The organism is Prevotella sp. HUN102, assembly GCF_000688375.1.
GTDB lineage: Bacteria > Bacteroidota > Bacteroidia > Bacteroidales > Bacteroidaceae > Prevotella.
The window spans coordinates 346,945-370,842 of the sequence record NZ_JIAF01000004.1 but is presented as its reverse complement, the minus strand read 5'-3'; the positions used below and the strand labels follow the sequence as shown (position 1 = coordinate 370,842).

The following is a 23,898-nucleotide window of genomic DNA, read 5'->3' as shown; positions in this document are numbered from 1 at the left end:
ACAGACAGTTATGAAGAAATATATAAAACTTGCAGCTGCGTTGGCCCTTACCTGTGGTTTTGCAGGCTGTAATCTTGACCCTGAAGTAACAGAGTACACCACTCAGGAAAGACACGACGAACTGATTGGCGATCCGGCAACGCAGCCGAAAGTGGCAAAAGCTGCCATCGCAAAGATATATGCCGTGTATCAGGAGTATTATTCAAGCCACGACGACTTCGGACTGAAGGCTTTCCAAATCGCAACGGATATGATGTGTGAGGACATTGCCTACCATCAGTTCAACTGGTTCCAGTTCGATTATCTCTTGGATAACAGAATGGAGAATTACAGACGCACGAGGTCTACTTGGGGACAGTTCTATGACATCATCGCAAAGGTGAATCTGCACTTGGAAACATACTTTGCCAAGGAGTCCAACGACCCTGAAGTGTTGGCGTCAAAGGGAGAGGCACTCGCCCTTCGAGGCATTGCCTACTTCCACTTGGTAAACTTCTATCAGCACACATACAAGGGACACGAGGATGCGCTCGGCGTTCCATTGGCACTGAAATCTACCGATGCCAACCTTCCTCGTGCTGCTGTGAAGGATGTTTACGCACAGATAGTTCAGGACCTTGCATTCGCTGCTGAGCATTGTTCGGTTACGGGCACTCATACCGATGTGGACCGCAGCGTGGCTGCTGCTTATCTGGCAAAGGCTTATGCGCACATGGAAGACTGGGCGAACGTGGAGAAGTATGCAAAGATAGCTCAGGAAGGTGGTGTTGATGTGGTTTCCGAACCCGGCCGCAGTTGGGATATGGGACAGGGCGATATGCTTTGGGCTTACGATATCAATGCTCAGAACTCCACTTTGTGGGCTTCTTACTGGAGCCACATGGATCAGTTCCTTGCTCGTGGCTATGCGCCCGGAGGTGCAAAGAAACTTATTCACAATGCGCTCTACAACAAAATCCCTGCAACAGACTCACGCCGGAAGCTGTGGGTCAATCTGACGGACTATCCTGATGTGGCAAAGCAGATGCTTGCAGTCTCTCATAATCCGGAAATGACGCTTGAGGATATGGAGAACTACGACCAGCTCAAGTTCGTTGCAGGCGATGCCGGAATGGAACAGGACTATTGTTTCATCCGTGTTCAGGACCCAATTCTGTTGGAAATCGAGGCTTTGATTGAGCAGAACAAGTTGGGTGAGGCGCAGACGAAGCTGACAGAGTTTGCAAAGAAACGCAATCCGGCTTTCGTTGCTCCTGACACACAGGATGCTTTGAGGGAGGAAGTTCGTTTCCAGCGCAGAATAGAACTCTGGGCTGAAGGCACAAACTGGTTTGATATGAAGCGTTGGAAGCTGGATATCAACCGTAACGTTCCTGACACGAACCACGATCCGTCAGCCGTGTTCACTATCGCAACCGACAACGACAAGTTCATTCACAGACTTCCTATTAAGGAAATCAATGCGAATCCTAACTTGAAACAGAATCCTTAATGCTTGATATGCGTGCGTGCTTCCTTCGAAGTGCGCACGCTTTGCGTTTATCCTAATCCCTATGTTTAGTGTTGAGGCCAGTACTTCCTGATAATCGGCACGAGCTTTATGCGGCAAATCCTTGCCATTGCGAGCGAGAGCAGCAGCGACGAAACGGTGTAGACGATCCAGAAATAATCGTTCTGCATCCAGATAACGCCGTGGCATCCCACCATTCCAAGGGGAAGGTCATAGATATAGGTTTTCAAGAGTGATGCCGGTTTGAACATCAGGAAGTGGAAGGTAAGCACATAGAGCGTGTTTTGCCCCGTGAAGGACAGAAACTCCGTGAAACGGTTGTCGTGTTTGTTGATGAATGCGCTCAGCCTGTATATCAGAATAAACCCGGCGATACCCGAGAAAGGAATCATCAGCCAGTCTCTCAGCTTCGGATTTATCGCCATACTCGTGCCCCAGATGCAGACGGGAATGAGAATCAGCAGACTGATGTAAAGGAAAAGGTTCTTCTTCAACAGAGTGTTCAGATTGTTTCGCAGCTGATAGCCCAGTCCGATAAACATTATTGCCATTACGTCCCGGTAGCCTCCTTGCGGAAATCCCGGAATCTTATGCTGCATAACTGCGTATCCTCCCGCAAAGGCAAGAAGCGTAACGGCGACGATTGCTCGTTTTGAATCCCTCGTTATCAGATTCATCAGCCACGTTCCGAGACAGAACACGATGGAACTGACGAACAGCGCACGCATAAACCAGTAGCCGCCGAGCAGAAAAGGCTCGTAGCCGGACATCTTCAGCAGAATATTCTTGGCGTAAACGTACATAGTGTGCCAAGAATAATACTTGGAAACGCCACCACCGGAATTGCCGAACTGCGTGCTCAACACGCCGAGATGCAGAAAAAGATTGTGAAGGAGCAGAAAAAGCAGACTCCATTTCAGAAATGGAACATAGATGTCTTTCACTTTCTTAATGGTAAACTCCCGCTTGCTGTGGATATATTTGGGGTTGAAAAAATAGCCGCTTGCCATAAAGAACAGTGGCATGTGGCACGAATATATAAAATGATTTACGTATGTACTGGGGCAAGCAGCGTGGCCTAAGACCACGAGGAATATTCCGATTGCCTTCACAATATCCAATGTTCTGTCCCTTTGCATATAGCGAATGTTTTGAAGACGGCGGCGTCTCCGTTCTTTGTTTTATGTTCGGCTGCAAAGGTAATCAAATAAAATGGAAACCCCTATTAATGCTGTCATTTCGAGACTGGCGAATACACGTTTTGCAAATGACCGAAGAATGCCGTGCAATCTTCGGTCATCTGCATTGCATTCTTACGAAGATTGCGTCGCATTCTTCGCAAGAATGGAAATTAAAAATTTATCTGTTGATTTTCAATAACTTACAGGATAAGATACACTTTCCTCATTGCGTCTTTCCGAATCGCAATCTGATGAAAGGAAAAACGAAATTGTTTATTGGCTTGTCTCCCGTCAATTTATCCTGAAATCCAATACATTTATCAGCCTGTTAAGGGATTCTTTGGCGGATAATGCTTACCTTTGCACACATCGTCTACCAATTATTTAATAGAAGAATAAAGGGAGAATATATGACCGACACGCATACGCCACAGCAACGCCACGCAAATATGGCTGCCATCCACAGTAAGGACACGAAGCCCGAAATGGTGGTGCGCAAATGGTTGTGGAGTCGTGGCTACCGTTATCGGCTGAATCATCCCCGATTGCCGGGCAAGCCCGACATTGTGATGAGGAAATACAGAACCTGCATCTTCGTGAACGGATGTTTCTGGCACGGACACGAGGGTTGCAGCTATTACAGGATTCCGAAGACAAACGTAAGTTTCTGGACCAACAAGATAAAGCGAAACAAGGAGCGCGACCGTGAAGTGTGTCAAAACCTCGCCTCGATGGGTTGGCACTCAATCACGATTTGGGAATGCGAACTGAAGCCGTCGTGCAGGGAAAGCACCCTTGAGTCGCTGGCATTTACGCTCAACAGAATTTTTCTGCAAGACAATAGCATAAAGCGATACGAGGCTTTTGAAGAAGATTCTGTGATGGCTGCCGAAGACATTCGCAAGCCGGATTATTGATAATGGCAGAGCCGGACTATATCCTTAATATAGACCTCGAAGTTTTCATCGCCCGTTCTGTTCCAAACGTCGCCCAAGAGGGCTGCTCCGCCAAAGCCGTAGCGTTTTGTTGCTTCGATTTTGTCGGCAGTTATGCCCCCTAAAGCAAACACTTTTTCGTCGATAATGCCCTGTTCCTTCGCCTCAAGGAGCGTTTGTGGGGCGAATGTTGAGGCATATCCTTGCTTGGAAATACTGTTGAAAATAGGACTGAGAAAGACATAATCGCACGTCGGCTTATAGCGTTCCATCTCTTCAAGCGTGTGGCAAGAGCGTGAAACGCAGCCTTGGAAACCATCGGGCAGCACGTTGCTTCGGCGATTCAGGTGCAAGCCGTGCAAGGTAAAGTGTGCCGAAAGTCCGAAGTTGTCGTGCAGCACAAGCCGATTGTGCAGTTCCGTCGGAATGGCTTTGATGAGGCTCTCAACATCTTTGGCAGCCGCTTCGGGCTTCCGGATATGCACGAGGTCTGCACCCCAATGCAAGAGACGCGCAATGATGGCAGCCTCGTTATCGGTAAATTGTGGTTCGGTAATAACTATGAAGCGCATTTTCCAGTTTTTAATTTTAATACCATTTTATGCTGAATGCAAAAGTACATATATTATCTTAGAAATGAAAACACGCGTTTCATTTTGAACGCCCGATTTTCTTGTTTTGTCTTTGTTTCTTTTGATGCTGATGCTGATTTCTCCGCCCTTACGATAGATATTCTGCGAAATCCTTGCCCATATCGAAAATAATGTATATTTTTGCACCCGATTATTAACTATCACTAAGTGAACGAATTAGAGCATAACGGCTATCATCAGCATTTTTCCTTATATAATAAAGGTATATGCACGGCACAGGAAAACGACGGTTTTTCTGTGGATTCTTGTATGAAAAATGCCGCTAAAAAGATGACGGATTATTTGGCAGTTTCAAATAATTTGTTACTCTCTCTCTCTCTCTCTCTCTCTCTCTCTCTCATATAGTCGCGCCACCGGCGTACCCTCTTCCCCAATACACATTATCTTACGCGCGCGAGACACCTCGTGCAATTCCAATAGGCAAAGGACTTTCCAGAGTTTCCTTTGCTTGTACATTTACGTGCTTTTACGAAAACTCATCATTTGAAATAAGGCAAAAATAATTGTATTTTATCAGAACAAATAAAGAATTAATAATTTTAAAAACATAAAAAAGAAATGAGAAAAACATTTTTAATTATGCTATTGGCAATACTGACGATTCCGACACGTCTGTTTGCCTATACTGATGGACAGATTGTCAAATTTGAAGGCTTAATTTATAAAGTAGTTTCTGCATCTGCAAACACACTCGGTTTTTTAGGTTGCGATAATTCTAAGACAGGAGAACTCGTGATACCTGACAAAGTATTCGATAACAAAGATGTTACTTTTACCGTTGTAGAGGTAAGCGGAAGTGAAGTTTACGGCTGTTCTAATATAACATCTGTAAGACTCCCCGAAACTATAAAGATTATCCGAGACGCTTTCTTTGGTAATGCCCAATTAGAAAGTCTCTATATACCAAAGAATGTAGAAGCAATAACAAAGGGTGGAGGATGGAGATTAAAAACATCACCCAAGTGCATTGTAGACCCCAGTAATAAGCATTTTTGTTCGGACTCTCAAGGAGCACTTTATTCCAAAGACATGACGGAATTGTATTGGGTTCCTTCAAAAGTGACATTGAATGATGCTACCTATAAAGTTGACGAAAAAGTCAAACATATATGGAATAATGCCTTTCTAAATGTGGTAGGGCTAAAAAAAATAATATTCCCAAAGAACTTGACTTCTATTGATTTAAATGGTTATCCAACCATAACTCCTACGAAAACAATAGAGGAGTTTGAAATTGCCCCAGGTGGAACTACCGATTTCAAAGTTATAGAGGGGGTTCTGTTTCAAGACAAGCAACTTGTTTTATATCCCAGAGCAAAACCTACAAAAGACTATAAAATACCTGATGGCATTTTATCTGTTGCCAGATACGGAATATATTTAAATACATTCCTTAAGTCAATAGACTTTAATCAAGTTAATAAGCTCAATTACGGCTCTGTTACTGCATGTCAAGGGATTAATACGATTATGTTACCTAAAAATTTGGAAGTAGATCGGAATATGGAAGGAGCAATCCTCGAATGTCCATCGATAGAAAAGTATCAGGTTGCTCTTGATAGTCCAAGTTTAATGGTAGAAGACGGTGTTGTTTTTTCTAAGGATAAACACACACTTTATTTCTATCCTCCAGCAAAACCTTCTGTTACGTACAATATTCCCAGCGATGTAACAAGAATAGCAACTTCGGCATTTCGTTATGCTAAGTTTATCCAAAACCTTACAATCCCTAAAAACATCTCGCAAATAGGATTGCAAGCATTTCGTGAAATGATTAATCTTACAAAGGTCGAGTTCGAATCTCCTTCTTCGTTACAAAAGACAGAAGATTATATTTTTATGAATTGTAAACTTTTGAAAGAAATTACTTTGCCAGAATCTCTTACAGAAATTCAACATGATTTTTATGCATGCTCAGCATTGGAAACGATTAATATCCCTAAGAATTCAAAATTACGGACCATTATCCCCTATGCTTTCATGACTAATACTGCTTTGGTCTCATTTAATTTCTTGGGTAGTTGTGACTTGACGGAGATAGGCACCAACGCCTTTGCCAACTGTACCAAATTGAAGACTTTCAATTTTCCTAAGAACGTAACGACAATAGGTAGAAACGCTTTCAGCGGTTGCAGCAGCATGTCTCAAGTGACCTTTGCCCTCGACGCTGACATCGTGGCGTTCGGCGCGGGTGCTTTCGCCGACTGCGGCCTCACCTCCATCGACATACCCAAGAGGGTGTCGAGCATAGATCGTGAGGCGTTCCGCAACTGCAAGGTGCTCACCGAGGTCAACGTCCCCGCCATCACCACCCACGTGTCGCCCGAGGCGTTCAAGTTCTGCGACAAACTGACCGACATCAAGGTGGACAAGGGCAACAACAAATATTCGAGCCTCGACGGCATCCTACTGACCAAGGACAAACAAACCCTCGTGCTCTTCCCCCCGGGCAAGGCCAACGACAAGTTCACGCTGCTTCCCCCGTCCATCACCACCATTGGCGAATACTCGTTCTACGAATGTTTGGCGCTGAAGAACGTTACCATACCCAACAAGGTGACAAAGATAGGCAAGCGAGCCTTTGGCCTCTGCAAAAACCTGCATACCGTCACGTTCCTGTGCGACCAGATGATCAAGCCGGTGGATATTGTACAGGGGCAGAACGACATGGCCTTTGACGATGGCTCGCAGGCTCCCAAAATGTTTGACAACATTGACATCCACGTGAGGAAGTCGCTTCTGGACCAATACAAGGGTGAGACATTCTACAAGCAGTTTAAGAGCATCAGCCCCTCGTTCATCGATGGGGACGGAGAGTACATCCCCGTTTCGCCCACCGATGCAGACTTGCTCTCCACCACCACGACCGACTACACCTACGTCGTCCCGACCACGGCGAAGAACGGTACAACAAGTTACGCCGTGTCGCTCGTGGGCGACTATCTCTTCCAAGGCAAGGCGAACGACAAGGTGAAGGAGGTTGTCGTAAAGGACAACGTGAAGTACATCGGCGCGCGCGCGTTCGTCAACGACCTTGCTACATCCGCCTCGACGGTGGAGCACGTGTTCTTCATCGGTACCACCCCCACGGGCGACATGCTCAGCACCGTGAGATTTGAACTCGATGAGACGGGCACCAACTACAACGAGTTTAGCCCACAGGCCAAGGTCTTCGTCAAGAAGAGTGCGGAGGCCGGCTATAAGGCCGCTTGGGCAAAATATGCCAACCAGATAGACTACAGGATTCCCGACGTGAAGATAGCCAAGAAATACGGCACGTTCGCCCGTGAGTTCGATACGGACTTCTCCGACTATTTCGCCACGAACCATAATACGAAGGTAGCTGCCTTCGTGGCCGGCTCGAACATTCTGCCCGGTGGTGGCGACTACGGCACGAGCACGTATCACGTGAAGATGTGGAGTATCGACGTGAAGGGCGGCGTAAACGGCAACTATGGCTACGTGCCTGCCTACACGGGCGTGCTGCTCAAAGTGCTCGACAAGGAAAGCACTCCTGCTGATTTCTATTACACCATCGGCGAGCAGGACAATCGGACTTACAATATTTCGGACAACATTATGCACGGAATCACGGTGCGCAATGAAAGAGTGGAGGCGTCTGCCACGGAGCCCGTGTATGTGATGCAGGGCGGCGTGTTCCGCAAGGCAACGGCGGACATCGGCAGTTTCTCCGTACACAAGGCGTATATGAAGCCGGGCACATTGCCTGCCGGTGCGAAAGTGATGCTGGTGTTTGACGATGCGGAGGGGTCTGCGACCGGCATTGAGACTGTTGTGGAAACTGGCGCACGGAAGGAGGACAATGTGTATTACAACCTCAACGGTCAGCGTGTGGACAACCCAAGGCACGGCGTCTACATCCGAAACGGCAAGAAGGTAATCATTAAGTAAGTAACCGAATTAGAAAGAAAGGAAACAAATGGAAAAGAAAATATATGTGCAGCCTAGGACAGAGCTGGCGCGCCTGAAACTGGAAGACGTGATGATAACTGCCAGTCCCGGCGTGGAAGGCGAATACGACCCGAATAAGCCCATCGATGCCAAGGAGGGATTCCTCTTGGATGAGGAGGACGAACCTTTTGGAACTTCCGAAGGACAGAATCTCTGGAAAGACTGACAGGCCGAGAGGCGGTGCCCGGCAAGGATTTGTTCCTTGCAGGGGCACTGCCTTCCTCTGCTTCCTGAACCTTCAAAAACGTGAAAACGAACGGTGGAAAATTTGCATACGGTTAGCCGTAATTTTCCAACCGTATAGAAATTTTCGGGAAAGCGTATAGAAAAATATTTATATACGGTTGGAAATTTGAGTGAACGAGGAGACAAGTTTACAAGTGGACGAGGAAGTAAGTTTACAAGGGGGCAAGTTTACGAGTGAACAAGTGGACGAGTGGACGAGGAAGCAAGTCTACGAGTTTACAAGGAAACAAGGAAACAAGGAAACGAGGAGATGAGGGAACTGACTTGTGAATCCGTGTACTTTTCAACTTCCGAACCCCTGAACCTGTCAAGTTGCAGAACAAACCTCCTTGTAAACTCGTCTACTGGTCTCCTCGTAAACTTCCTTCCTTGTAACTATCTTTTATTTTTTAACCTAAAATAAATCGATTATGAAAGTAAAACTGATCAAACGGAAAAATCCTCAGAAGAAGACTGAGGAAAAGGTTTATGCCAGTCCTGTGAACGCGGGACGGAAGACGCTGCGCGACATTGCACGCGACATTGCAGGACGGTCGTCGCTCACGCGCGGCGACATCGAGAACGTGCTTGCCAATTTCACCGACTGTCTGCCCGCCTATCTGCGCGACGGCTTCAGCGTGCAGCTGGGCGAGTTCGGGACGGTGCGCCTCACGCTGTCGAGCAAGGGTGCCGAAACCGAGAAGGATTTCAACACCGAGACCATCAAGCCCCGCCTGACATTCACGCCGGGCGTGGAGCTGAAAGCCGCGCTGCGCGAGACTGCCTACGAGACGATACGGGAGAAGACTGCGCAGCAGGGCAGCGGCAGCGGGGAAGAAGAAAACCCGTAAGGGGGATATACATTAACGCTTTTACTCTCTAATTTTTATATCAGGCGCAAGCCTCGTCGGGATGACGGGACTTGCGCCGCTTTTTTTGAAATGGGGGATGGGGGATGGGAAATGGAAGATGGGAAATGGGGGATGGGAAATGGAAGATGGGAAATGTGAAAAGTATCTCTCACGGATGCCACAGAATCACAGATGTTTATTTTCGCCACAGAGAAGGCAGAGCCTTCAAGGAACGCACAGATACCTGACGGAAAACGATTGAGAATTTATTGGGCATTTATTCTGCAATGCACCTGCCAATAAGGAAATCTGTGTCATCCTTGAAGGCTCTGCCTTCTCTGTGTTCGGAAGAGTGGGAGAAAATCTGTGAATCCGTGGATATCTGTGAGAGAGTAAAATCACAGGATAGGCAAATTATACTTATCGTAACCTTATGTAGCTGTATTCGGATTTATCTCGAACTCAAGGTAAATGATGAAGTTGCAAATCTCCTTGTTCCCTTGTCCTCTCGTTCCCTCGTCCCCTTGTTCTCTCCTCGTCTCCTCCTCAACCCTTCTCTTTCAATCGACTGATGATGGCTTCTGCTACCTTCTTGCCTGAAAGGAGCATACCACCGAAGATGGGACCCATACGAGGCGTGCCGCCAACGGCTGACGAAGCCATACCGCAGACATAGAGTCCGGGATAGATTTCCTTCGTTCCTTCCACCACTTGGCGTTCGCCCTCCGCCACGTCGAGCGAGCGTTCGCCAATCACGTCGCCTGTGGACGTGTTGAGCTTGATACCGTTCTTGCGTGCCACCACCCGGCACATTTCGCTGTCGTGGCCCGTTCCGTCTATCACAAACTTTGCCATAATGTTCAACGGATCTACGTGCAGTCCTTCGCGAAGCACGGGCGTCCAGTTCACTACCACACCACTCACGACGTTGTTCTTGAACACCACGTCTTCCACCGAGTAGCAATTGAAAATCGTTGTGCCGGCGTGCGTCGCCTTATAGAGCAGGGCAGAGGTGCTTTCCACCGAGTCGGCAGTGTACAGGCCGTCTTCGTATGGCTCGTAGTTGATGTCGAAATCCTTGAGAATGCTCACGGCTTCCTCCTGTACGACCAGTTGATTGAACATCATCGCGCCGCCCCACATTCCGCCGCCGGGGGAGAGCTTGCGGTCGAAGAGTGCCACGTTCAGCCCGGCTTTTGCCATATAGTAGGCAGCGGCAATGCCCGAAGGGCCGCCTCCGACGATGGCAACATCGAGTTCGAGGCACTTTTCCATCTTTGCAAAATAGGTACTGATAATTCCCTTTGATACTTTCTTTTCTATCATAATATTGTTGTTTTTGGTTGTTTCTATTTGGTTTCTTCCTCACAGCCGCAGCCGTCCAAGGTCTGGCTGATGCGCATTGCGCAGAAATTCGGGCCGCACATTGTGCAGTATTTTCCGCCCACCTTGTTCGATGTCTTCCAGTATTCGAGTGCCTTTTCCGGGTCGAGCGCAAGGTTGAACTGGTCTTTCCACCGGAACTCGTAGCGTGCCTTGCTGAGTGCGTTGTCTCTTACGGCGGCACCGGGATGCCCCTTTGCCAAGTCGGCGGCGTGGGCGGCAATCTTGTAGGTAATCACGCCTTCGCGCACGTCGTCCTTGTCTGGCAGGGCGAGATGCTCTTTCGGAGTAACATAGCAGATCATCGCCGTGCCGTACCAGCTTATCATTGCCGCACCGATGGCACTCGTGATGTGGTCGTAGGCAGGTGCAATGTCGGTTACGAGAGGGCCTAAGGTGTAGAAAGGTGCGCCGTGGCACTTCTCAATCTGCCGGTCCATATTCTCACGAATCTTGTGCATCGGCACGTGTCCGGGGCCTTCTATGAATGCCTGTACGTTCTTTTCCCAAGCACGTTCCACGAGCTCGCCCATTGTGTCAAGCTCTGCAAACTGTGCGGCATCGTTGGCATCGTAGGTGGAACCGGGACGGAGGCCGTCGCCCAACGATATAGCCACGTCGTATTTGGCGCAGATGTCGCAGATGTCGTCGAAGTGGCTGTAAAGGAAGCTCTCCTCATTGTGTACCTGACACCACTTTGAGATGATGCTGCCGCCACGGCTGACCATTCCCGTAAGGCGTCCGTTGGCAAGAGGAACGTTCTTCAGGCGTATGCCACAATGTATCGTGAAGTAATCAACACCCTGCTCGCATTGCTCGATAAGCGTATCGCGAAAGATTTCCCAAGTGAGGTCTTCGGCCTTTCCGTTTACCTTCTCGAAGGCCTGATACATCGGAACGGTGCCGACGGGTACGGGGCAGTTGCGCAGAATCCACTCTCTTGTTTCGTGAATGTTGGTTCCCGTCGATAAGTCCATCACGGTGTCGCCGCCCCATTTGCAGCTCCACACGGCTTTTTCCACCTCCTCCTCAATGCTTGAGTTCTCGTGCGAGTTGCCGATATTGGTGTTTATCTTCACGCAGAAATTGGTTCCGATAATCATCGGCTCGCTCTCGGGGTGGTTGATGTTGGCAGGGATTACGGCACGACCGGCTGCCACTTCCTCGCGGACAAACTCGGGAGTGATGTGCGTTTTGATGCCTAAGGCCTCGCAGTTCATATTCTCGCGGATGGCAACGTACTCCATTTCTTCGGTTATGATGCCCTTCTTGGCGTAATACATCTGCGTGCCTTTGCGGTTTTCTATCCACGCTTGGCGCAGTTTGGGCAGTCCTTTCTGCAAGTCTATTTCCACGTTCGGGTCGCTGTATGGGCCGCTTGTGTCGTAGACGATAACAGGGTCGTTGGGCTTTTCAATGCGCTTTCCGTTTTCGTTGGTTACGGTTGGCGTCAGATTAATGCGTCGCATTCCTACACGAAGATTCGGATATATCGTGCCTTTCAGGTAGATTTTCTCCGAATCGGGATAAGAAATCTTGATGTCGTTCTTCATAATGCTTTATATATTGATTAGTTTTTTCATTTCTTCTTCGGGATTCTCGGCGTTCAATACGGCTCCGCTGATGGCAATTCCATTTATTCCTGTTTTCAATAAATCGGGTATGTCGTCGTGCCGAATGCCTCCGATGGCAATGAGCGGGAGCTGTATTCGGGCTTCCTTCATCTGGCTTAGCAATGTCTCGTAGCCCTCCAAGCCGAGCAGGGGAGCGAGATTCTGCTTCGTAGTGGTGTATCTGAAAGGGCCGCAGCCTATGTAATCCACGCCGTGGGCTGCCAGTTTCTGAATGTCGGCAAAGGTATTGGCCGTCCCGCCGATGATTTTGTCGTTGCCGAGTATCGCTCTTGCTTCATTGGGAGGCATATCGTTTTTGCCGAGATGCACGCCGTCGGCATTGAGTTTATTGACGAGATGCACACGGTCGTCGAGCAGAAACGTTGCGTGATGGCTGCGACAAAGCCGTGAAATTTCGTGTCCGATGCTCAGAAATTCCTCATCGGAAGCATTCTTCATTCGGAGCTGCACCCACTTGCACCCGCTGCGGAGTGCCAGTTCAGTTCCTTCTACGTAGTCGAACCTTTCGTTTTCGTGCGTAATAAACTGTATGTTCGTCATAGTTTGATGAGTTTTTCAGGATTATAAAAGTGGTTTACGGCTCCGTGTCCACTGCCAATCTCCACGTCAGCCCCCATTCTTATGGCGTCAGACACATAGTGCTTTGCTCTTGCCACGGCCTCTTCTGTGGGCAGTCCTCGTGCCGTGAAAGCGCAGATTGCCGACGAAAGTGTGCAGCCTGTGCCGTGCGTGTTGCGTGAGACAATCGTTTCGGCATTGAAAACCATAGGCTCTCGGTTGTCGGCAAAGTACAGTCTGTCGCTTTTCGTCTTTCCCTCTACGTGTCCACCTTTTATTAATAAGGCTCTGCATCCACGATTTAGAATCGCCTTTGCAGCCTTGTCGGCGTCGGCTTCCGATGTTATGCGCATTCCGGCCAACGCTTCAGCCTCGGGAATGTTGGGGGTAAGCAATGTGGCGATGGGTAAAAGATGCTCTGCGAACGTGTCGATTGCGCCGTCGTCCATCAGTCGGTTGCCCGAGGTTGCAACCATAACAGGGTCTATAATCAACGGAATCTTTCTCGCTTCTGATAAGATTTTGGCGATGCTTACCATATTTTCGGCACTCCCCGTCATACCAATTTTAATGGCATCGGGGCGCAGATCGGTAAGCACGGCGTGCAGTTGCGCCTCTACAACCTTCGCCTCGATGTTCTGAATGCAGTACACCTGTTGCGTGTTTTGCGCCGTAACAGCCGTAACAACCGATGAGGCATAGCAGCCCAAAGCCGACATTGTTTTTATATCGGCTTGTATTCCCGCGCCTCCTCCGCTGTCGGAACCGGCTATCGTCAAAGTCTTTACATAGTGTTTCATAAATCCTCAAAGTAACAAACGCCACTTTCAGAATAGCCAAACCATAGGGGAAACACACCAATAAACGGACAGATAAACGCAAATTCTCTCTTCGCACTCCCTACGGCAGCATTACCTGCGTCAGGTTATACGGGTATAATCTCAGCTCACCCAATAAGGCGGCACCCCTTTTTCGGTCAATCCGAAAGTCTATCTGCGTACAAAGATACGATTAAAATCATATTTTATATGCTCGGATGCGTTAAAAGGCGTTAATCCATCCATTCTTTCCTTATCCATTTTCCATTAGCCTGTTCTGCAAATCCCTTTGCTTCTTCTTTCTCTTGTAAACGTTTGAAAATCAGTTATCTATTTATACATTTCCAAACGTGCGAAGATTGCATTCCATTCTTCGCAAGAATGCCCTCCGTTTTTGCGAAGAATGTTTTGTATTCTTCGGTTACTTGCAAATCTTCTTTTTATCTACTGAAAATACAATGCTGAAACAATAGGATTTCTACCAAGTAAACTCCCGATTTCTCGGAATGCTCAGTATTCTCTTTTCTAAAAAACAAGCTCAAATAATTTTACTCGATTTGATATATATTTAGGTATATAGTTATCAATTATGGCAAAATAAAAAAACAATGCAAAGAGCCTCCCCAAAAATATAGCAAAATATGCTGTATGATGGTCTGATGAGTCTATATTTGGAGTATTATCTCAGTAGAAAAGAAACATTCAGTTTGCTCAAAACAGGTAAGATAGTGATTAAACAGAAAGTATGCTTCTGTGAAAAAATATTCGGAAACTATATTTCAATATGATGATTTATATGTACCTTTGTAATATATAATTAAAATCTTTAAATACTAAATGAGTATGATACCCGAAGTAACTTTAATGACTTTCGCAAAACCAGCGATTGATAGTTTAATCAAAAATGTTGTTACTCCCAAAATAAAAGATTTTGCAGAGAGATGTAAGATAGAGTATAATAAGTTACTAATTCCTAGAGGTGAACACTTCGAAGAATATCTATACAGAACATATAAAAAGTATAGCATTCTAAATACACTTGTTTTTAGAAATGAACAAAGGTTGTTAAAAGATTTATATCAACCATTAACAATTGTCGAAGATAACCAGCCCAAAAGAATAAATTCATACAGGGTTGAGAGTTATCCACAAGATATGATGACTGTATATAGCCGTATATTAATAACAGATACGGCAGGAATGGGGAAATCTACTTTAACGAAACGGCTTTTTTGGGACGTAATTGAAAGTGGATATGGTATACCAATTTATATCGAAATGAGAAGGTTGTCTAAAGATAAGACGATCCTAATAGAAATACAGGAACAAGTAAATTCTTTAGCTAAAGAATTTAGTCCCCAACTATTACTAGAATTTATAGAGAGCGGTGGCTTTATATTCTTTTTTGATGGATACGATGAAATATCATTAGATAATAGAACTGCCGTAACATCTGATATACAAGATTTTATATCTAAAGCTGGGAATAATGTTTTTATTATGACCTCTATGTAGAGTCAACCAGCAAGTGCAAAATTACAACACATGTTTGAAGAACTCGCACTTTGGTGTGGAAAAGTTTAATTTTTCCCTTGGTCTTTCATTCAATTTCTTCTGTATGGCCATAATCCTCTTGTCCGTATAGTTCTCAAAGGAATCCTTTTTAGGGATATATTGCCTGATTAACTTGTTTGTATTCTCAATGGCTCCCTTTTGCCATGAACAATATGGATCTGCAAAGTACACAGGCACGCCCAACCATTTCGTGATATCCTTATGTGTGGCAAACTCAGGTCCGTTGTCAGTGGTAATGGTCTTCAGTCTGTCCTTGTATGGCAGCAGCAGTCTCCTGACTGCTTTTGCCAGAGGCTTCGACTGGTTCCCAAATGGCAGTTTCTGCATAAGCAACATATTGGTGGATTTCTCCACCAGTGTGAGTATGGCCCTTTGGGCAGGGTCGACAATCAGGTCCATCTCAAAGTCTCAAAATCTCTTCCCGTCCACTTCCTTGCTTCTCTCATGGATGCGCACCCTGTCCTTGACAGGAAGATGCCCACCCTTGGGGTGATGCCTGTATTTCATCTGATGTCTTGTGTGCCCGGCAAGTTTCCCTGTAGGGTCATTGTGGATGATGTTGTAGATGGACTGATGGGACACCCTTATCCCATCAGTCACACGCAGATACCCCGATATTTGTCTTGGAGACCATTGGTCATTAACGATATGTTCCTTGATTCTCCAGACCAATTCGTCGGAGAGCTTGGAGTTCGTCCCCGTTCTCTCTCTGCGCTGCATGGCCATGTCGTGCGCCTTCGTCCAGATATACTTTCCCGAGGGCGTGCTGTTGCGTTTGAGTTCACGTGAGAGTGTTGCCTGACTGATGCCGACGATGGCGGCAATATCTTTTCTTGCGGTTTTCTTTTGAAGTAAGGCGAAAATTTGCGACCTTTGCTCCGAGATTAATTGATGGTACATGAACAATACAAAGTTAGTTAATCCTGGGGAGACTTCGGTCTCCCTTTTTTAATTTGTATTGCCGGTTGTTGCTTTTTCCTCGCCGAGAGATGCAGACAACCTCTCGCTACGCTTCGAGAACGTCTGCATCTCTCGGCGAGGGCTACTCTTTTTTGCACTTCGATTTGGAATCTTCATCTAGACCAGAACAAGCTCTAACTAGTTTTGGTGATTTTCAAAGATTTTTTATTAGTCCATTAAATAAAAAGGAAGCTTATGAACTACTTCGCAAATATGACAAACAAGGAGACACTTCTAAATTATTAATAGATGAACTTAAATCTGGGAAATATGAAATGATAAATGAATTTCTAAGAAATCCATTATTAGTATCATTACTTTTTGCTGCATTTGACTATAAACAAACTATCCCACTAAAAAAACACATATTTTATCGCCAAGTTTATGATGCTTATTTTGATTCTCATGATTTATCTAAAGGAGACCACTATGTCCATGATAAAGCTTCCAAATTAGACATTGATGATTTTGAACGTATTTTACGTTATGTTGGCTTTAAATGCCTAAAGTTCCAAAAAATTGAATTTGAAAAAGATGCTTTACTTCATATAATTGATGAAGCCAAGCAAGCTTGTCCTGACTTGAATTTTACATCTTCCGACTATCTGCAGGATATATTGACCTCTGTTCCTCTATTCTGTAAGGACGGTCAGTATCTCAAATGGGTTCATAAATCTTTGCAAGAATATTTTGCTGCCCAGTTTATATTTAAGGATTCTAAATCAAGCCAAGATACAATTTTAAAGACATTGTACAATAGTGATAATATTGACAGGTATTTGAATTTGTTGGACTTATATTATGATGTTGACAACTGGGGATTTCAAAAGAATATTCTCTATCCTTTATGTGAAGACTTTGTTTCTTTTTACCAAAGAACATTCTATTCATCTTCAGTTATTAGAGAAAAATCTATTCAAGAAAGAATTGGACATTTATATATGAGAGATGTCTGTATTTTGCGGATTGGGAACGAGGAAAGAAAAGATCCTTTTAAATATACAAAGGATAGGACTGAGGAAATTTTACATGGTAGAATGAATACCATGACTCATTTTACTTCAGATGATATCTGCATCGCTCAATATTTTAATCCAAAAAAGAAAATATTATTGTTATTAAATAAACGATTGCCATATTTGTTTAATGACTATAAAGATGTAAATAATCCTCAAAGTCTTGATTTAGAAATGAATATTGTTATTGAGATAGATATGAACACAGGAGACTCTAGTCTTGATTGCTTTAAATGCTATAATTATTATTTAGGAGCTGGGCATAATGAAGGTAATGCTTATTTAGATTACAACAGATGCCTTGACGAAATAAAAAAGATAAAGGATATAATTAAAAATAAAGATAAGGTTTCAGATCTTATAGATGGTCTTTAAAGTAAAACAGATATGGCAATAGTAGAAAAACAGACTCGTAAAGAAAATCAGAAGTTTGACTGCAAAAGCTTCTGATTAACCTCAAGGCGTTGGCTATTCCAGTCGTCGCATTTGCCAATGCTGATAGTGGTGTAATTGCCATAGGTGCGTCTGATAAGACGAGAAAGGTAGGAGGTGTGGATCAATATACAGAGAAACTTAATGAGTTGCTTCGTGTGCTTTTGGACTTCTGTAATACTTCCGTGACTATTACTAGCGAATTGTTGCCATACACGGATAAAGATGGAAACGAAAATCATATTTTATTGATGCACATTCCTGCAAGTTTTGAATTATATGTCAATCAAGCCGATGAAGCTTTTATGCGTGTTGGCGACAAAAGTAGGAAGTTGTCTTTTGAAGAACGCATACAGTTGATGTACGATAAGGGAGAACGCTACTATGAAGATACGGCTGTGTATGGTGCTACGGCTGATGACATTGATATGGCTGCTGTTGAAAGATATACAGAATTGATTGGCTATACTAAATCGGCAAAGCAATATCTACATGAGAATAATAGTTTCATAACTACCAATGCAAAGGGAGAGGAGCAAGTTAGTGTGGCTTGTATTCTGTTGTTTGGTAAATATCCTCAAAAGTTCTTTCCTCGTGGGCGCACTCGCTTCATCCACTATAAAGGAACAGAGGAACGAGTGGGTACAGAGATGAATGTCATCAAGGATGTAACCTTTGAGGGAACGATACTTGACCAAGTGAAAGCCACGATTGCTTATCTTGAAACTCAAGTAAAGGAGCATACATTTCTTGGATAGCATGGGCAGTTTGTAACCAATAGGGATTACCCAAAGTTTGTAATTCAAGAGATGGTTGTCAATGCTTGTTGCCATCGTGCCTACAATATCAAGGGTACGGAAATACAAATTAAGATGCTTGACAATCGCATTGTTTTTGAGTCGCCTGGAAGATTACCTGGTACTGTTAAGCCTGAAAATATCCGATATACCCACTTCTCTCGTAATCCCAAAATTGCTCAATTTCTTAAGGCATACGATTTTGTAAAAGAATTTGGAGAAGGTGTAGATCGTGTGTGCGGAGAGTTGGAAGCTAATGGTACACCGCATCTATCTTTCCATCTAGATGATTTTATTTTGAAAATTACAGTGCCGAAGGTTGTGGTGGAGCAAGAGAAGTCTGTGAAAGAAAATACGGATAAGGTGACTGATAAACACCTAAAGGTATCTGAGAAGGTTACTGATGAACAGCCAAAGGTATCTGATAGAGGGACTGATAACCGAAAGGTAATAGTGGAGAAAGTTGTAGCCAAAGCATTAGAAAATGGTAATAAATTAACATCAAATCGTATAACCATCTTGCAATTAATGGCTGAAAATCCTTATATTACTAAGATTGAACTTGCTGCTGCCGTAGGAATTAGTGCCACCTCTATCATGCGTAACATCGAATATATGCGTAACAAGTACCTCCGTCGTGTTGGACCAGATAATGGTGGCTTTTGGGAAATCATAGATTAAGATGTAGCGTACAAGCCCAACCAAAATTCTCGCTTGGTTGGGCTTGCTTCATATAGGGTTATTTCAATTTCATTTGCATCAAACTATCTACCTTTTGTTTCAAATCCATATCGTAACCATTGACTTTTTCCTTAATTAACTTGATTACCTTTTCATTTCGATGAATGTCAAACACATCATTGAGCCATAGGATTTCCTTTGGGCTGCAACCTCTCCACACTCTGATGATACGGAATTTCAAGGCATCATCCTTGTATTGTTGTTTGCTTTGCCATAGGAAGTAGTTACCGACCAAAGAAACAAGACAAAGGATAGACACTGCAACCACATAGGTAAAGACTTTCGAGGACTTGATATCAAAGCTGTGCCTGTGAATCGGTTCCTGCGGTTGTGGATGCTCTTTCTGCTCCTGCCACTCGTGCAGCATGGTCAAGACACTTGCCACCAATTTGTCTATGGATTTAGCCTCCTCGTCCTTGATGCACTTTTGCACATCAATGTACTTGTTGAGAATGACTTTTGTCCGCAGCTTGTACTGATAGAGCAATTCCTGTTCCTGCTGGTTGTCATGTCGTACAGATGTAGAGGGGACAGGGAAAGGGGAAGAGTTGTTCTCCTTTTCTTTCAGCTCTTTCAGTTCCCTGTAAATTGTCTCCAGCTTGTTCTTGATTTCCTCAAAGAGGACAAATGTATTATTGTCTGCCATAATTATAAATGTATTTTACGTTTTTTCTTTTTCTTCTTTTTGTCGAGTGTATTGTAAACCTCCACAAGGACTGGGCCATGAGTCTGGAACAATCCCAATCCTCCTTCTATGAGTTCGTTGGCTATTTCGCTTGTGGCATCTGCAACATTAGAGATAAGGTTTGTCGTTCCTCGCATCTGTTGCTCGTGTTCCCTATTGTTCTGTTGAAGGGCAAAGTCAATCTTGGAATAACTGAAACTCCTGTCCATCTTAGAACCATTGAAATGATAACCGTTCTTTTTGAAGATAATACCCTGAACTTCTTGCGAGTTGCCTTTGTACTTGAGACGGACATCAATATCTTGTTCTTTCAAGTGAATAAGAAGCTCTTTCCAATCCCTACACTGAGCTATTTCTGCTTTCAATGCCTGATAGATTTCATATTTTGTCTTATCGGGTTCTTTCAAGCGGTGTTCCTTGACATTCTCCTGGCCACCGGCGAAATACAAACCATATTTGGCGGTCAGTTCCTTACAAAACTTCTCACTCCTGAATCTGTCGTTACGGTCAGAAATGGTCTTGCCATTATTATCTATCCGATTGAAAGCGATATGAACATACGAATGTCCCTTGTCAAAATGGCGACCGATAATATACTGTGTATCTTTTATCCTCATCTTCTCCATATACTCACGCGCCACTTTCGTCATCCATTCATTGCTGAGTTTGGGAGAATCCTGAGCGGAGAAACTCAGGGAAATATGTCCGACAACCTTACTTACTCGTGGATTCAGTTCCGTTTGGTCGATGAAACTTTGGACAAGATGGCTTATGCTGTCTGTTCTCACTCCGGAACAGTCTATAAAGCTCCACTCCTTTCTTCGGGTCAAGGATGTAGCTGATGACACCCTTGAAGCCCGAACCTTTCATTATCTTGGCTATCATCTTCGTATCAGGTTTAGGATTTCGTCAATCTTGCCAATGACGATTTTGTGGAAAGGAGCAATGGCATGAAACCCTTCCGCATTGGCACGATGTGCCAACTGGTTGAGATTGTTTGCCATGCCACACAACTTGCGAATGAAGTCTGCCTGCTCTATGGTCAGCCGTTCTATGACATTTCCTTTCTCAAGAACTTTTCTTACAAACTCACTCATGGATATTCCTGCGTTCTTGGCTTTGCCTTTGAGCGTGTAGTAATCCTCTGTGGTGAGTTTTACCGTGATGTGGTATTTCTTTTGGTAGAATAATAGAAAAAGCTGTCAAACAAAGTGATAAGCTTATAGCGAACGGTATCTTTGTTTTACAGTTGATGGCTGCAAATCCTTATATTACAGAGGAAGAAATGGCTTCTATTGCTGGGTTGAATAGTAGTACAATTATGCGTAATATCAAATCTATGCGTGGTAAGTACCTTTGTAGAGTAGGGCCGGATAAAGCTGGTTTCTAGGAATTTACAGAATAACTTATTGCTTCTTTTTTAGATGTACTATTAATAATATGAAGAGGGAATATCAATTATGATACACCCTCATCACTCGTCGTTGATGTGGAGCAAAGAAGAATCATCAATAAGGCTTATTCATATAACTCAAAATCTCCAGTTGAGCGATCAACAAATTCCTCATCATACTCTTACTAACTCTTATACTATCACGCTGTTTTTGCAAAGCTTCACGATATTTCTTCATTTTTTCTCTACGTTTATCTTTCTGCTTATGCCATTCTTTTCTTTGTTTGCGCTCCTGCAATGAAAAATAGATGTTGCAGCCATAAATCATACCCAGTATGATGATACTCGTAAATAGACCATGCAAAAAATCTTTGTTGAGTTTCTTCATAGTCTGTTTAGTCTTTCAAGTTCGCAAAAGGTCGTCTGCCACCATGTTCTTTCTTGAACTTAGCTATCATTCTTTCTTCAACTACACGTGGATCTTCATCCATGGTTTTCCAACATACGACTAGTTCACGTGAATCTTTCAACTGCCAAATGTATCGGCCACCCCAATGAGTAGCAAATTTTCCCTCTCCAAAGCGAAGGTAACTTCCAAGCCGAGTCTTCAAAGATGTGCCCTTTCCAATATAAACAATCGCAGCATTTGAAATCCAGTTATCTTTCAGTTCTGCAACAGAAACATTTGGATTCTTCGGGTTTTTCCGCTTGAAGAAGCCACCGGTTCCTCGTTCAAGAAATTCAGGTTCAGAATCTTTTAAGCGTAAGAGGATATATACTCCACTATGTGCGGGAATTATTTTATGACTTTGCATAAGGTTTCCCACAGAAATAAATCCCTTGAAGCCATCATTTTTTAATATTTGGGTAATATCATTCATAGTTCTCTTTGACATAAAGTTGTATGGTAGGATTCTTTTTAACGCCAATAAATGGTACTTGAGATAGCAATAATATTATTCCGGAAGAACAACGTTTTACAAATTGATTTATTAGGCTTCGTTCAACAATACCGTTTTTTTCTAGCAGGCTATAAGCCATTTTAATGTCTTCAATTTCTATTTTACCACGATTACCTTTAGAGGTGCTCCTAACGATACCGCCCCAGTCGACATTGACGATTTTGTTCTCTCTGTTTTTAGTCTTCAGCGTCTTGCCTTTTAATGGCATAATGTATTTTTCCCACATCTCGTCAAACGCCATTAGTCCCTTTACTGTAGTCTCATTTTCTATAGCACTTTTAGAGTTCTGCTCTTTGAGCAGTTGCATAGAATTATCTTTTAAGTAAATTGCTTCTATGCCCAATTTTATGGCTACATCTATAGCATCTGGCATGTAATCTCCATCAGTTACCATTACAGCTCGTGTACAATCTTTATATGCCATAGCTCCATATAGTTGCATCATTTGCAGGCGTGTTATTTTTCTGGATGAGCCTCCATACATCTTCACTTGAATGGCTAATTTATCTTTCCCCCTTGAGGCAATAACATCAATCCCCCAATCACCTGAATAAGGTGTAATAATTGTTTTATAGCCTTGTTGCTTATAATAATCTGAAACTTTGTGCTCAAATTCTCTTGGTGTCATGATTCTTAATATTTTAGTGTAAAACTACTTTTAAAAAAACAATTACACACTCTTTTTTGCGGAATTTATAAGATTTTCAGAGATTTTCAACTTTTAGTATAGAGCTTAATAACAAATGTATTGGAATGTCATTTTGAAATGGTGTTTCATCTTTATTAAGCCGTAGAGCAAGCCAAAGTGGTTTGTGCCTCTGTTAATTCAATTTGTTCTATTTCTCCTGTGAGATATTTTGCATACCGTTCATACAGAATTGCATTAATAAGGTACGAGAACATCGGTAGGATATTATTATATGTGGTGTGTCTCTCAATGTACTTCGCATATTCAAATGAAGAAACAGAGAAGGAGGTATATTTCTGTTTTTGTTCTTTGGTCAGTGATTCAAAGAAAGTGCTTTCCCACAGAAAGTTATCATCTGTGTAGTATTTCTCTACACATGCAAGGGCAGGATAATTCAGATAAATAGAAGAAAGTTCATCAGTTATTCGGATATATTCTTTTTGCCAAATCTCTTTGAGTTGTATATTGCTAATACAACTCTTCTTTCTCAGAATATTTCCAATGAACACATTGTAGGTTTGAGTGATGCAGTAGCTTAATATTCGTTGAATATTGTCAAACTGTATCTTTAGACTGTCATATTCCAGTTTGCAATTTCTAAGATGAGTACTGCTTGCAAAGATAGGGCATTCGTTGGAGAAAACGCTAAGAAAGGGAAAGAAACAGAATAAAAGGGAAAGGTTATTGTTAATTAACTATAAATCTGAGTGGCGAAAAACTATAAAAGTACACTTTTCTTATTGTATTGTTACATAGTACACTTTTAGTACATGTTGAAAAATAAAAATCCCTTGCAAATCAACGATTTACAAGGGATTTATAGTACCCAGACCCGGGCTCGAACCGGGATGGATTGCTCCACTGGTGTTTGAGACCAGCGCGTCTACCTATTCCGCCATCTGGGCAATAGCCTTTTACTAAAGCGTTGC

17 protein-coding genes, 1 tRNA gene, 6 pseudogenes and 1 riboswitch are annotated in these 23,898 nt (G+C 43.7%); of the genes and pseudogenes, 9 read left to right on the top strand and 15 right to left on the bottom strand.

The features are described from left to right. Positions 1-10: 10 nt before the first annotated feature. The gene (locus P150_RS0106405; protein ID WP_028896960.1) at positions 11-1,492 is read left to right on the top strand and encodes a RagB/SusD family nutrient uptake outer membrane protein; all 1,482 of its coding nucleotides are present in this window, start codon (positions 11-13) and stop codon (positions 1,490-1,492) included. 65 nt (positions 1,493-1,557) lie between these two features. Here P150_RS0106405 and P150_RS0106400 read toward each other — a convergent pair whose 3' ends face one another. Next, on the bottom strand, positions 1,558-2,649 hold the full coding sequence (locus P150_RS0106400) for an acyltransferase family protein (RefSeq protein WP_081819291.1): 1,092 nt from the start codon (positions 2,647-2,649) through the stop codon (positions 1,558-1,560). A 452-nt stretch (positions 2,650-3,101) separates the two neighbouring features. Here P150_RS0106400 and P150_RS0106390 point away from each other — a divergent pair, with 452 nt between their 5' ends. Continuing rightward, entirely contained in the window at positions 3,102-3,608 is a 507-nt protein-coding gene (locus P150_RS0106390; protein ID WP_028896957.1) for a very short patch repair endonuclease, read from the top strand. Here the strand turns inward: P150_RS0106390 and P150_RS0106385 are convergent. Next, a complete protein-coding gene (locus tag P150_RS0106385; protein ID WP_028896956.1) occupies positions 3,602-4,198 on the bottom strand; it encodes a thiamine phosphate synthase in 597 nt (198 codons plus the stop codon). The genes P150_RS0106390 and P150_RS0106385 overlap by 7 nt on opposite strands. Positions 4,199-4,837: 639 nt before the next feature. Between P150_RS0106385 and P150_RS18185 the strand changes: the two are divergent. The 4 genes and pseudogenes from P150_RS18185 to P150_RS0106365 all read left to right on the top strand — a co-directional run. Then, positions 4,838-6,262: pseudogene (locus P150_RS18185) on the top strand (leucine-rich repeat protein); the annotation flags it as partial. A gap of 12 nt (positions 6,263-6,274) precedes the next feature. Beyond that, the gene (locus tag P150_RS18180) at positions 6,275-8,191 is read left to right on the top strand and encodes a leucine-rich repeat domain-containing protein (protein ID WP_369793333.1); all 1,917 of its coding nucleotides are present in this window, start codon (positions 6,275-6,277) and stop codon (positions 8,189-8,191) included. A gap of 28 nt (positions 8,192-8,219) precedes the next feature. Next, positions 8,220-8,417: a hypothetical protein gene (locus tag P150_RS0106375; RefSeq protein WP_028896954.1), complete on the top strand. Its 198-nt coding sequence runs from the start codon at positions 8,220-8,222 to the stop codon at positions 8,415-8,417. 490 nt (positions 8,418-8,907) lie between these two features. Further along, positions 8,908-9,327 (top strand): HU family DNA-binding protein, encoded by a 420-nt coding sequence (locus tag P150_RS0106365; RefSeq protein WP_028896953.1) that lies wholly within the window; start codon positions 8,908-8,910, stop codon positions 9,325-9,327. A gap of 546 nt (positions 9,328-9,873) precedes the next feature. Here P150_RS0106365 and P150_RS0106355 read toward each other — a convergent pair. Genes P150_RS0106355 through thiD form a run of 4 tightly spaced genes read right to left on the bottom strand, consistent with a single transcriptional unit; the run spans position 9,874 to position 13,702 of the window. Then, positions 9,874-10,653 (bottom strand): sulfide-dependent adenosine diphosphate thiazole synthase, encoded by a 780-nt coding sequence (locus P150_RS0106355; RefSeq protein WP_028896951.1) that lies wholly within the window; start codon positions 10,651-10,653, stop codon positions 9,874-9,876. Between the two features lie 23 nt (positions 10,654-10,676). Then, the gene (gene thiC / locus P150_RS0106350) at positions 10,677-12,263 is read right to left on the bottom strand and encodes a phosphomethylpyrimidine synthase ThiC (protein WP_028896950.1); all 1,587 of its coding nucleotides are present in this window, start codon (positions 12,261-12,263) and stop codon (positions 10,677-10,679) included. A 6-nt stretch (positions 12,264-12,269) separates the two neighbouring features. After that, positions 12,270-12,884: a thiamine phosphate synthase gene (locus P150_RS0106345; protein WP_028896949.1), complete on the bottom strand. Its 615-nt coding sequence runs from the start codon at positions 12,882-12,884 to the stop codon at positions 12,270-12,272. Continuing rightward, positions 12,881-13,702 (bottom strand): bifunctional hydroxymethylpyrimidine kinase/phosphomethylpyrimidine kinase, encoded by an 822-nt coding sequence (gene thiD, locus P150_RS0106340; protein ID WP_028896948.1) that lies wholly within the window; start codon positions 13,700-13,702, stop codon positions 12,881-12,883. The genes P150_RS0106345 and thiD overlap by 4 nt, the downstream gene beginning before the upstream one ends. 80 nt (positions 13,703-13,782) lie before the next feature. Beyond that, positions 13,783-13,882: riboswitch (TPP riboswitch) on the bottom strand. 681 nt (positions 13,883-14,563) lie between these two features. On the opposite strand from thiD, the gene P150_RS0106335 reads away from it, so the two are divergent. Next, positions 14,564-15,235 (top strand): NACHT domain-containing NTPase, encoded by a 672-nt coding sequence (locus P150_RS0106335; RefSeq protein ID WP_155952960.1) that lies wholly within the window; start codon positions 14,564-14,566, stop codon positions 15,233-15,235. A gap of 21 nt (positions 15,236-15,256) precedes the next feature. Here the strand turns inward: P150_RS0106335 and P150_RS16120 are convergent. Then, positions 15,257-16,195 (bottom strand): annotated as a pseudogene (locus tag P150_RS16120) (IS30 family transposase). A gap of 164 nt (positions 16,196-16,359) precedes the next feature. Between P150_RS16120 and P150_RS16115 the strand changes: the two are divergent. Together P150_RS16115 and P150_RS16110 are read left to right on the top strand one after the other, a co-directional pair. After that, positions 16,360-17,646 (top strand): NACHT domain-containing NTPase, encoded by a 1,287-nt coding sequence (locus P150_RS16115; RefSeq protein ID WP_155952959.1) that lies wholly within the window; start codon positions 16,360-16,362, stop codon positions 17,644-17,646. A 12-nt stretch (positions 17,647-17,658) separates the two neighbouring features. After that, positions 17,659-19,181: pseudogene (locus tag P150_RS16110) on the top strand (ATP-binding protein). Between the two features lie 58 nt (positions 19,182-19,239). Here the strand turns inward: P150_RS16110 and P150_RS0106315 are convergent. The 8 genes and pseudogenes from P150_RS0106315 to P150_RS0106275 all read right to left on the bottom strand — a co-directional run bounded on the left by P150_RS0106315 (position 19,240) and on the right by P150_RS0106275 (position 23,874). After that, the gene (locus tag P150_RS0106315; protein ID WP_028896946.1) at positions 19,240-19,887 is read right to left on the bottom strand and encodes a hypothetical protein; all 648 of its coding nucleotides are present in this window, start codon (positions 19,885-19,887) and stop codon (positions 19,240-19,242) included. A 2-nt stretch (positions 19,888-19,889) separates the two neighbouring features. Next, positions 19,890-20,811, bottom strand: a pseudogene (locus P150_RS16105) (relaxase/mobilization nuclease domain-containing protein). Next, positions 20,808-21,107 (bottom strand): annotated as a pseudogene (gene mobC / locus P150_RS16100) (plasmid mobilization relaxosome protein MobC); the annotation flags it as partial. The pseudogenes mobC and P150_RS16105, both read right to left, overlap by 4 nt. Positions 21,108-21,434: 327 nt before the next feature. Continuing rightward, positions 21,435-21,707 carry a hypothetical protein gene (locus P150_RS0106295; RefSeq protein WP_028896945.1) on the bottom strand — a complete coding sequence of 91 codons (273 nt, stop codon included), beginning with the start codon at positions 21,705-21,707 and terminating at the stop codon, positions 21,435-21,437. A gap of 7 nt (positions 21,708-21,714) precedes the next feature. Further along, entirely contained in the window at positions 21,715-22,200 is a 486-nt protein-coding gene (locus tag P150_RS0106290) for a hypothetical protein (RefSeq protein ID WP_028896944.1), read from the bottom strand. Next, positions 22,193-22,909, bottom strand: coding sequence for a restriction endonuclease (locus P150_RS0106285; RefSeq protein ID WP_028896943.1), 717 nt, complete (start codon positions 22,907-22,909; stop codon positions 22,193-22,195). The genes P150_RS0106290 and P150_RS0106285 overlap by 8 nt, the downstream gene beginning before the upstream one ends. 161 nt (positions 22,910-23,070) lie before the next feature. Beyond that, positions 23,071-23,556 (bottom strand): annotated as a pseudogene (locus P150_RS17985) (hypothetical protein); the annotation flags it as partial. A gap of 236 nt (positions 23,557-23,792) precedes the next feature. After that, a tRNA-Leu gene (locus P150_RS0106275) sits at positions 23,793-23,874 on the bottom strand. Positions 23,875-23,898 lie beyond the last annotated feature (24 nt).

Coding starts and splice junctions, on each gene's coding strand:
- thiD (WP_028896948.1), bottom strand. CDS start 13,702: ATGAAACACTATGTAAAGACTTTGACGATAGCCGGTTCCGACAGCGGA.
- P150_RS0106375 (WP_028896954.1), top strand. CDS start 8,220: ATGGAAAAGAAAATATATGTGCAGCCTAGGACAGAGCTGGCGCGCCTG.
- P150_RS0106285 (WP_028896943.1), bottom strand. CDS start 22,909: ATGACACCAAGAGAATTTGAGCACAAAGTTTCAGATTATTATAAGCAA.
- P150_RS0106335 (WP_155952960.1), top strand. CDS start 14,564: ATGATACCCGAAGTAACTTTAATGACTTTCGCAAAACCAGCGATTGAT.
- P150_RS0106355 (WP_028896951.1), bottom strand. CDS start 10,653: ATGATAGAAAAGAAAGTATCAAAGGGAATTATCAGTACCTATTTTGCA.
- P150_RS0106290 (WP_028896944.1), bottom strand. CDS start 22,200: ATGAATGATATTACCCAAATATTAAAAAATGATGGCTTCAAGGGATTT.
- thiC (WP_028896950.1), bottom strand. CDS start 12,263: ATGAAGAACGACATCAAGATTTCTTATCCCGATTCGGAGAAAATCTAC.
- P150_RS0106365 (WP_028896953.1), top strand. CDS start 8,908: ATGAAAGTAAAACTGATCAAACGGAAAAATCCTCAGAAGAAGACTGAG.
- P150_RS0106400 (WP_081819291.1), bottom strand. CDS start 2,649: ATGCAAAGGGACAGAACATTGGATATTGTGAAGGCAATCGGAATATTC.
- P150_RS0106405 (WP_028896960.1), top strand. CDS start 11: ATGAAGAAATATATAAAACTTGCAGCTGCGTTGGCCCTTACCTGTGGT.
- P150_RS0106295 (WP_028896945.1), bottom strand. CDS start 21,707: ATGAAGAAACTCAACAAAGATTTTTTGCATGGTCTATTTACGAGTATC.
- P150_RS0106390 (WP_028896957.1), top strand. CDS start 3,102: ATGACCGACACGCATACGCCACAGCAACGCCACGCAAATATGGCTGCC.
- P150_RS0106345 (WP_028896949.1), bottom strand. CDS start 12,884: ATGACGAACATACAGTTTATTACGCACGAAAACGAAAGGTTCGACTAC.
- P150_RS0106385 (WP_028896956.1), bottom strand. CDS start 4,198: ATGCGCTTCATAGTTATTACCGAACCACAATTTACCGATAACGAGGCT.
- P150_RS0106315 (WP_028896946.1), bottom strand. CDS start 19,887: ATGGCAGACAATAATACATTTGTCCTCTTTGAGGAAATCAAGAACAAG.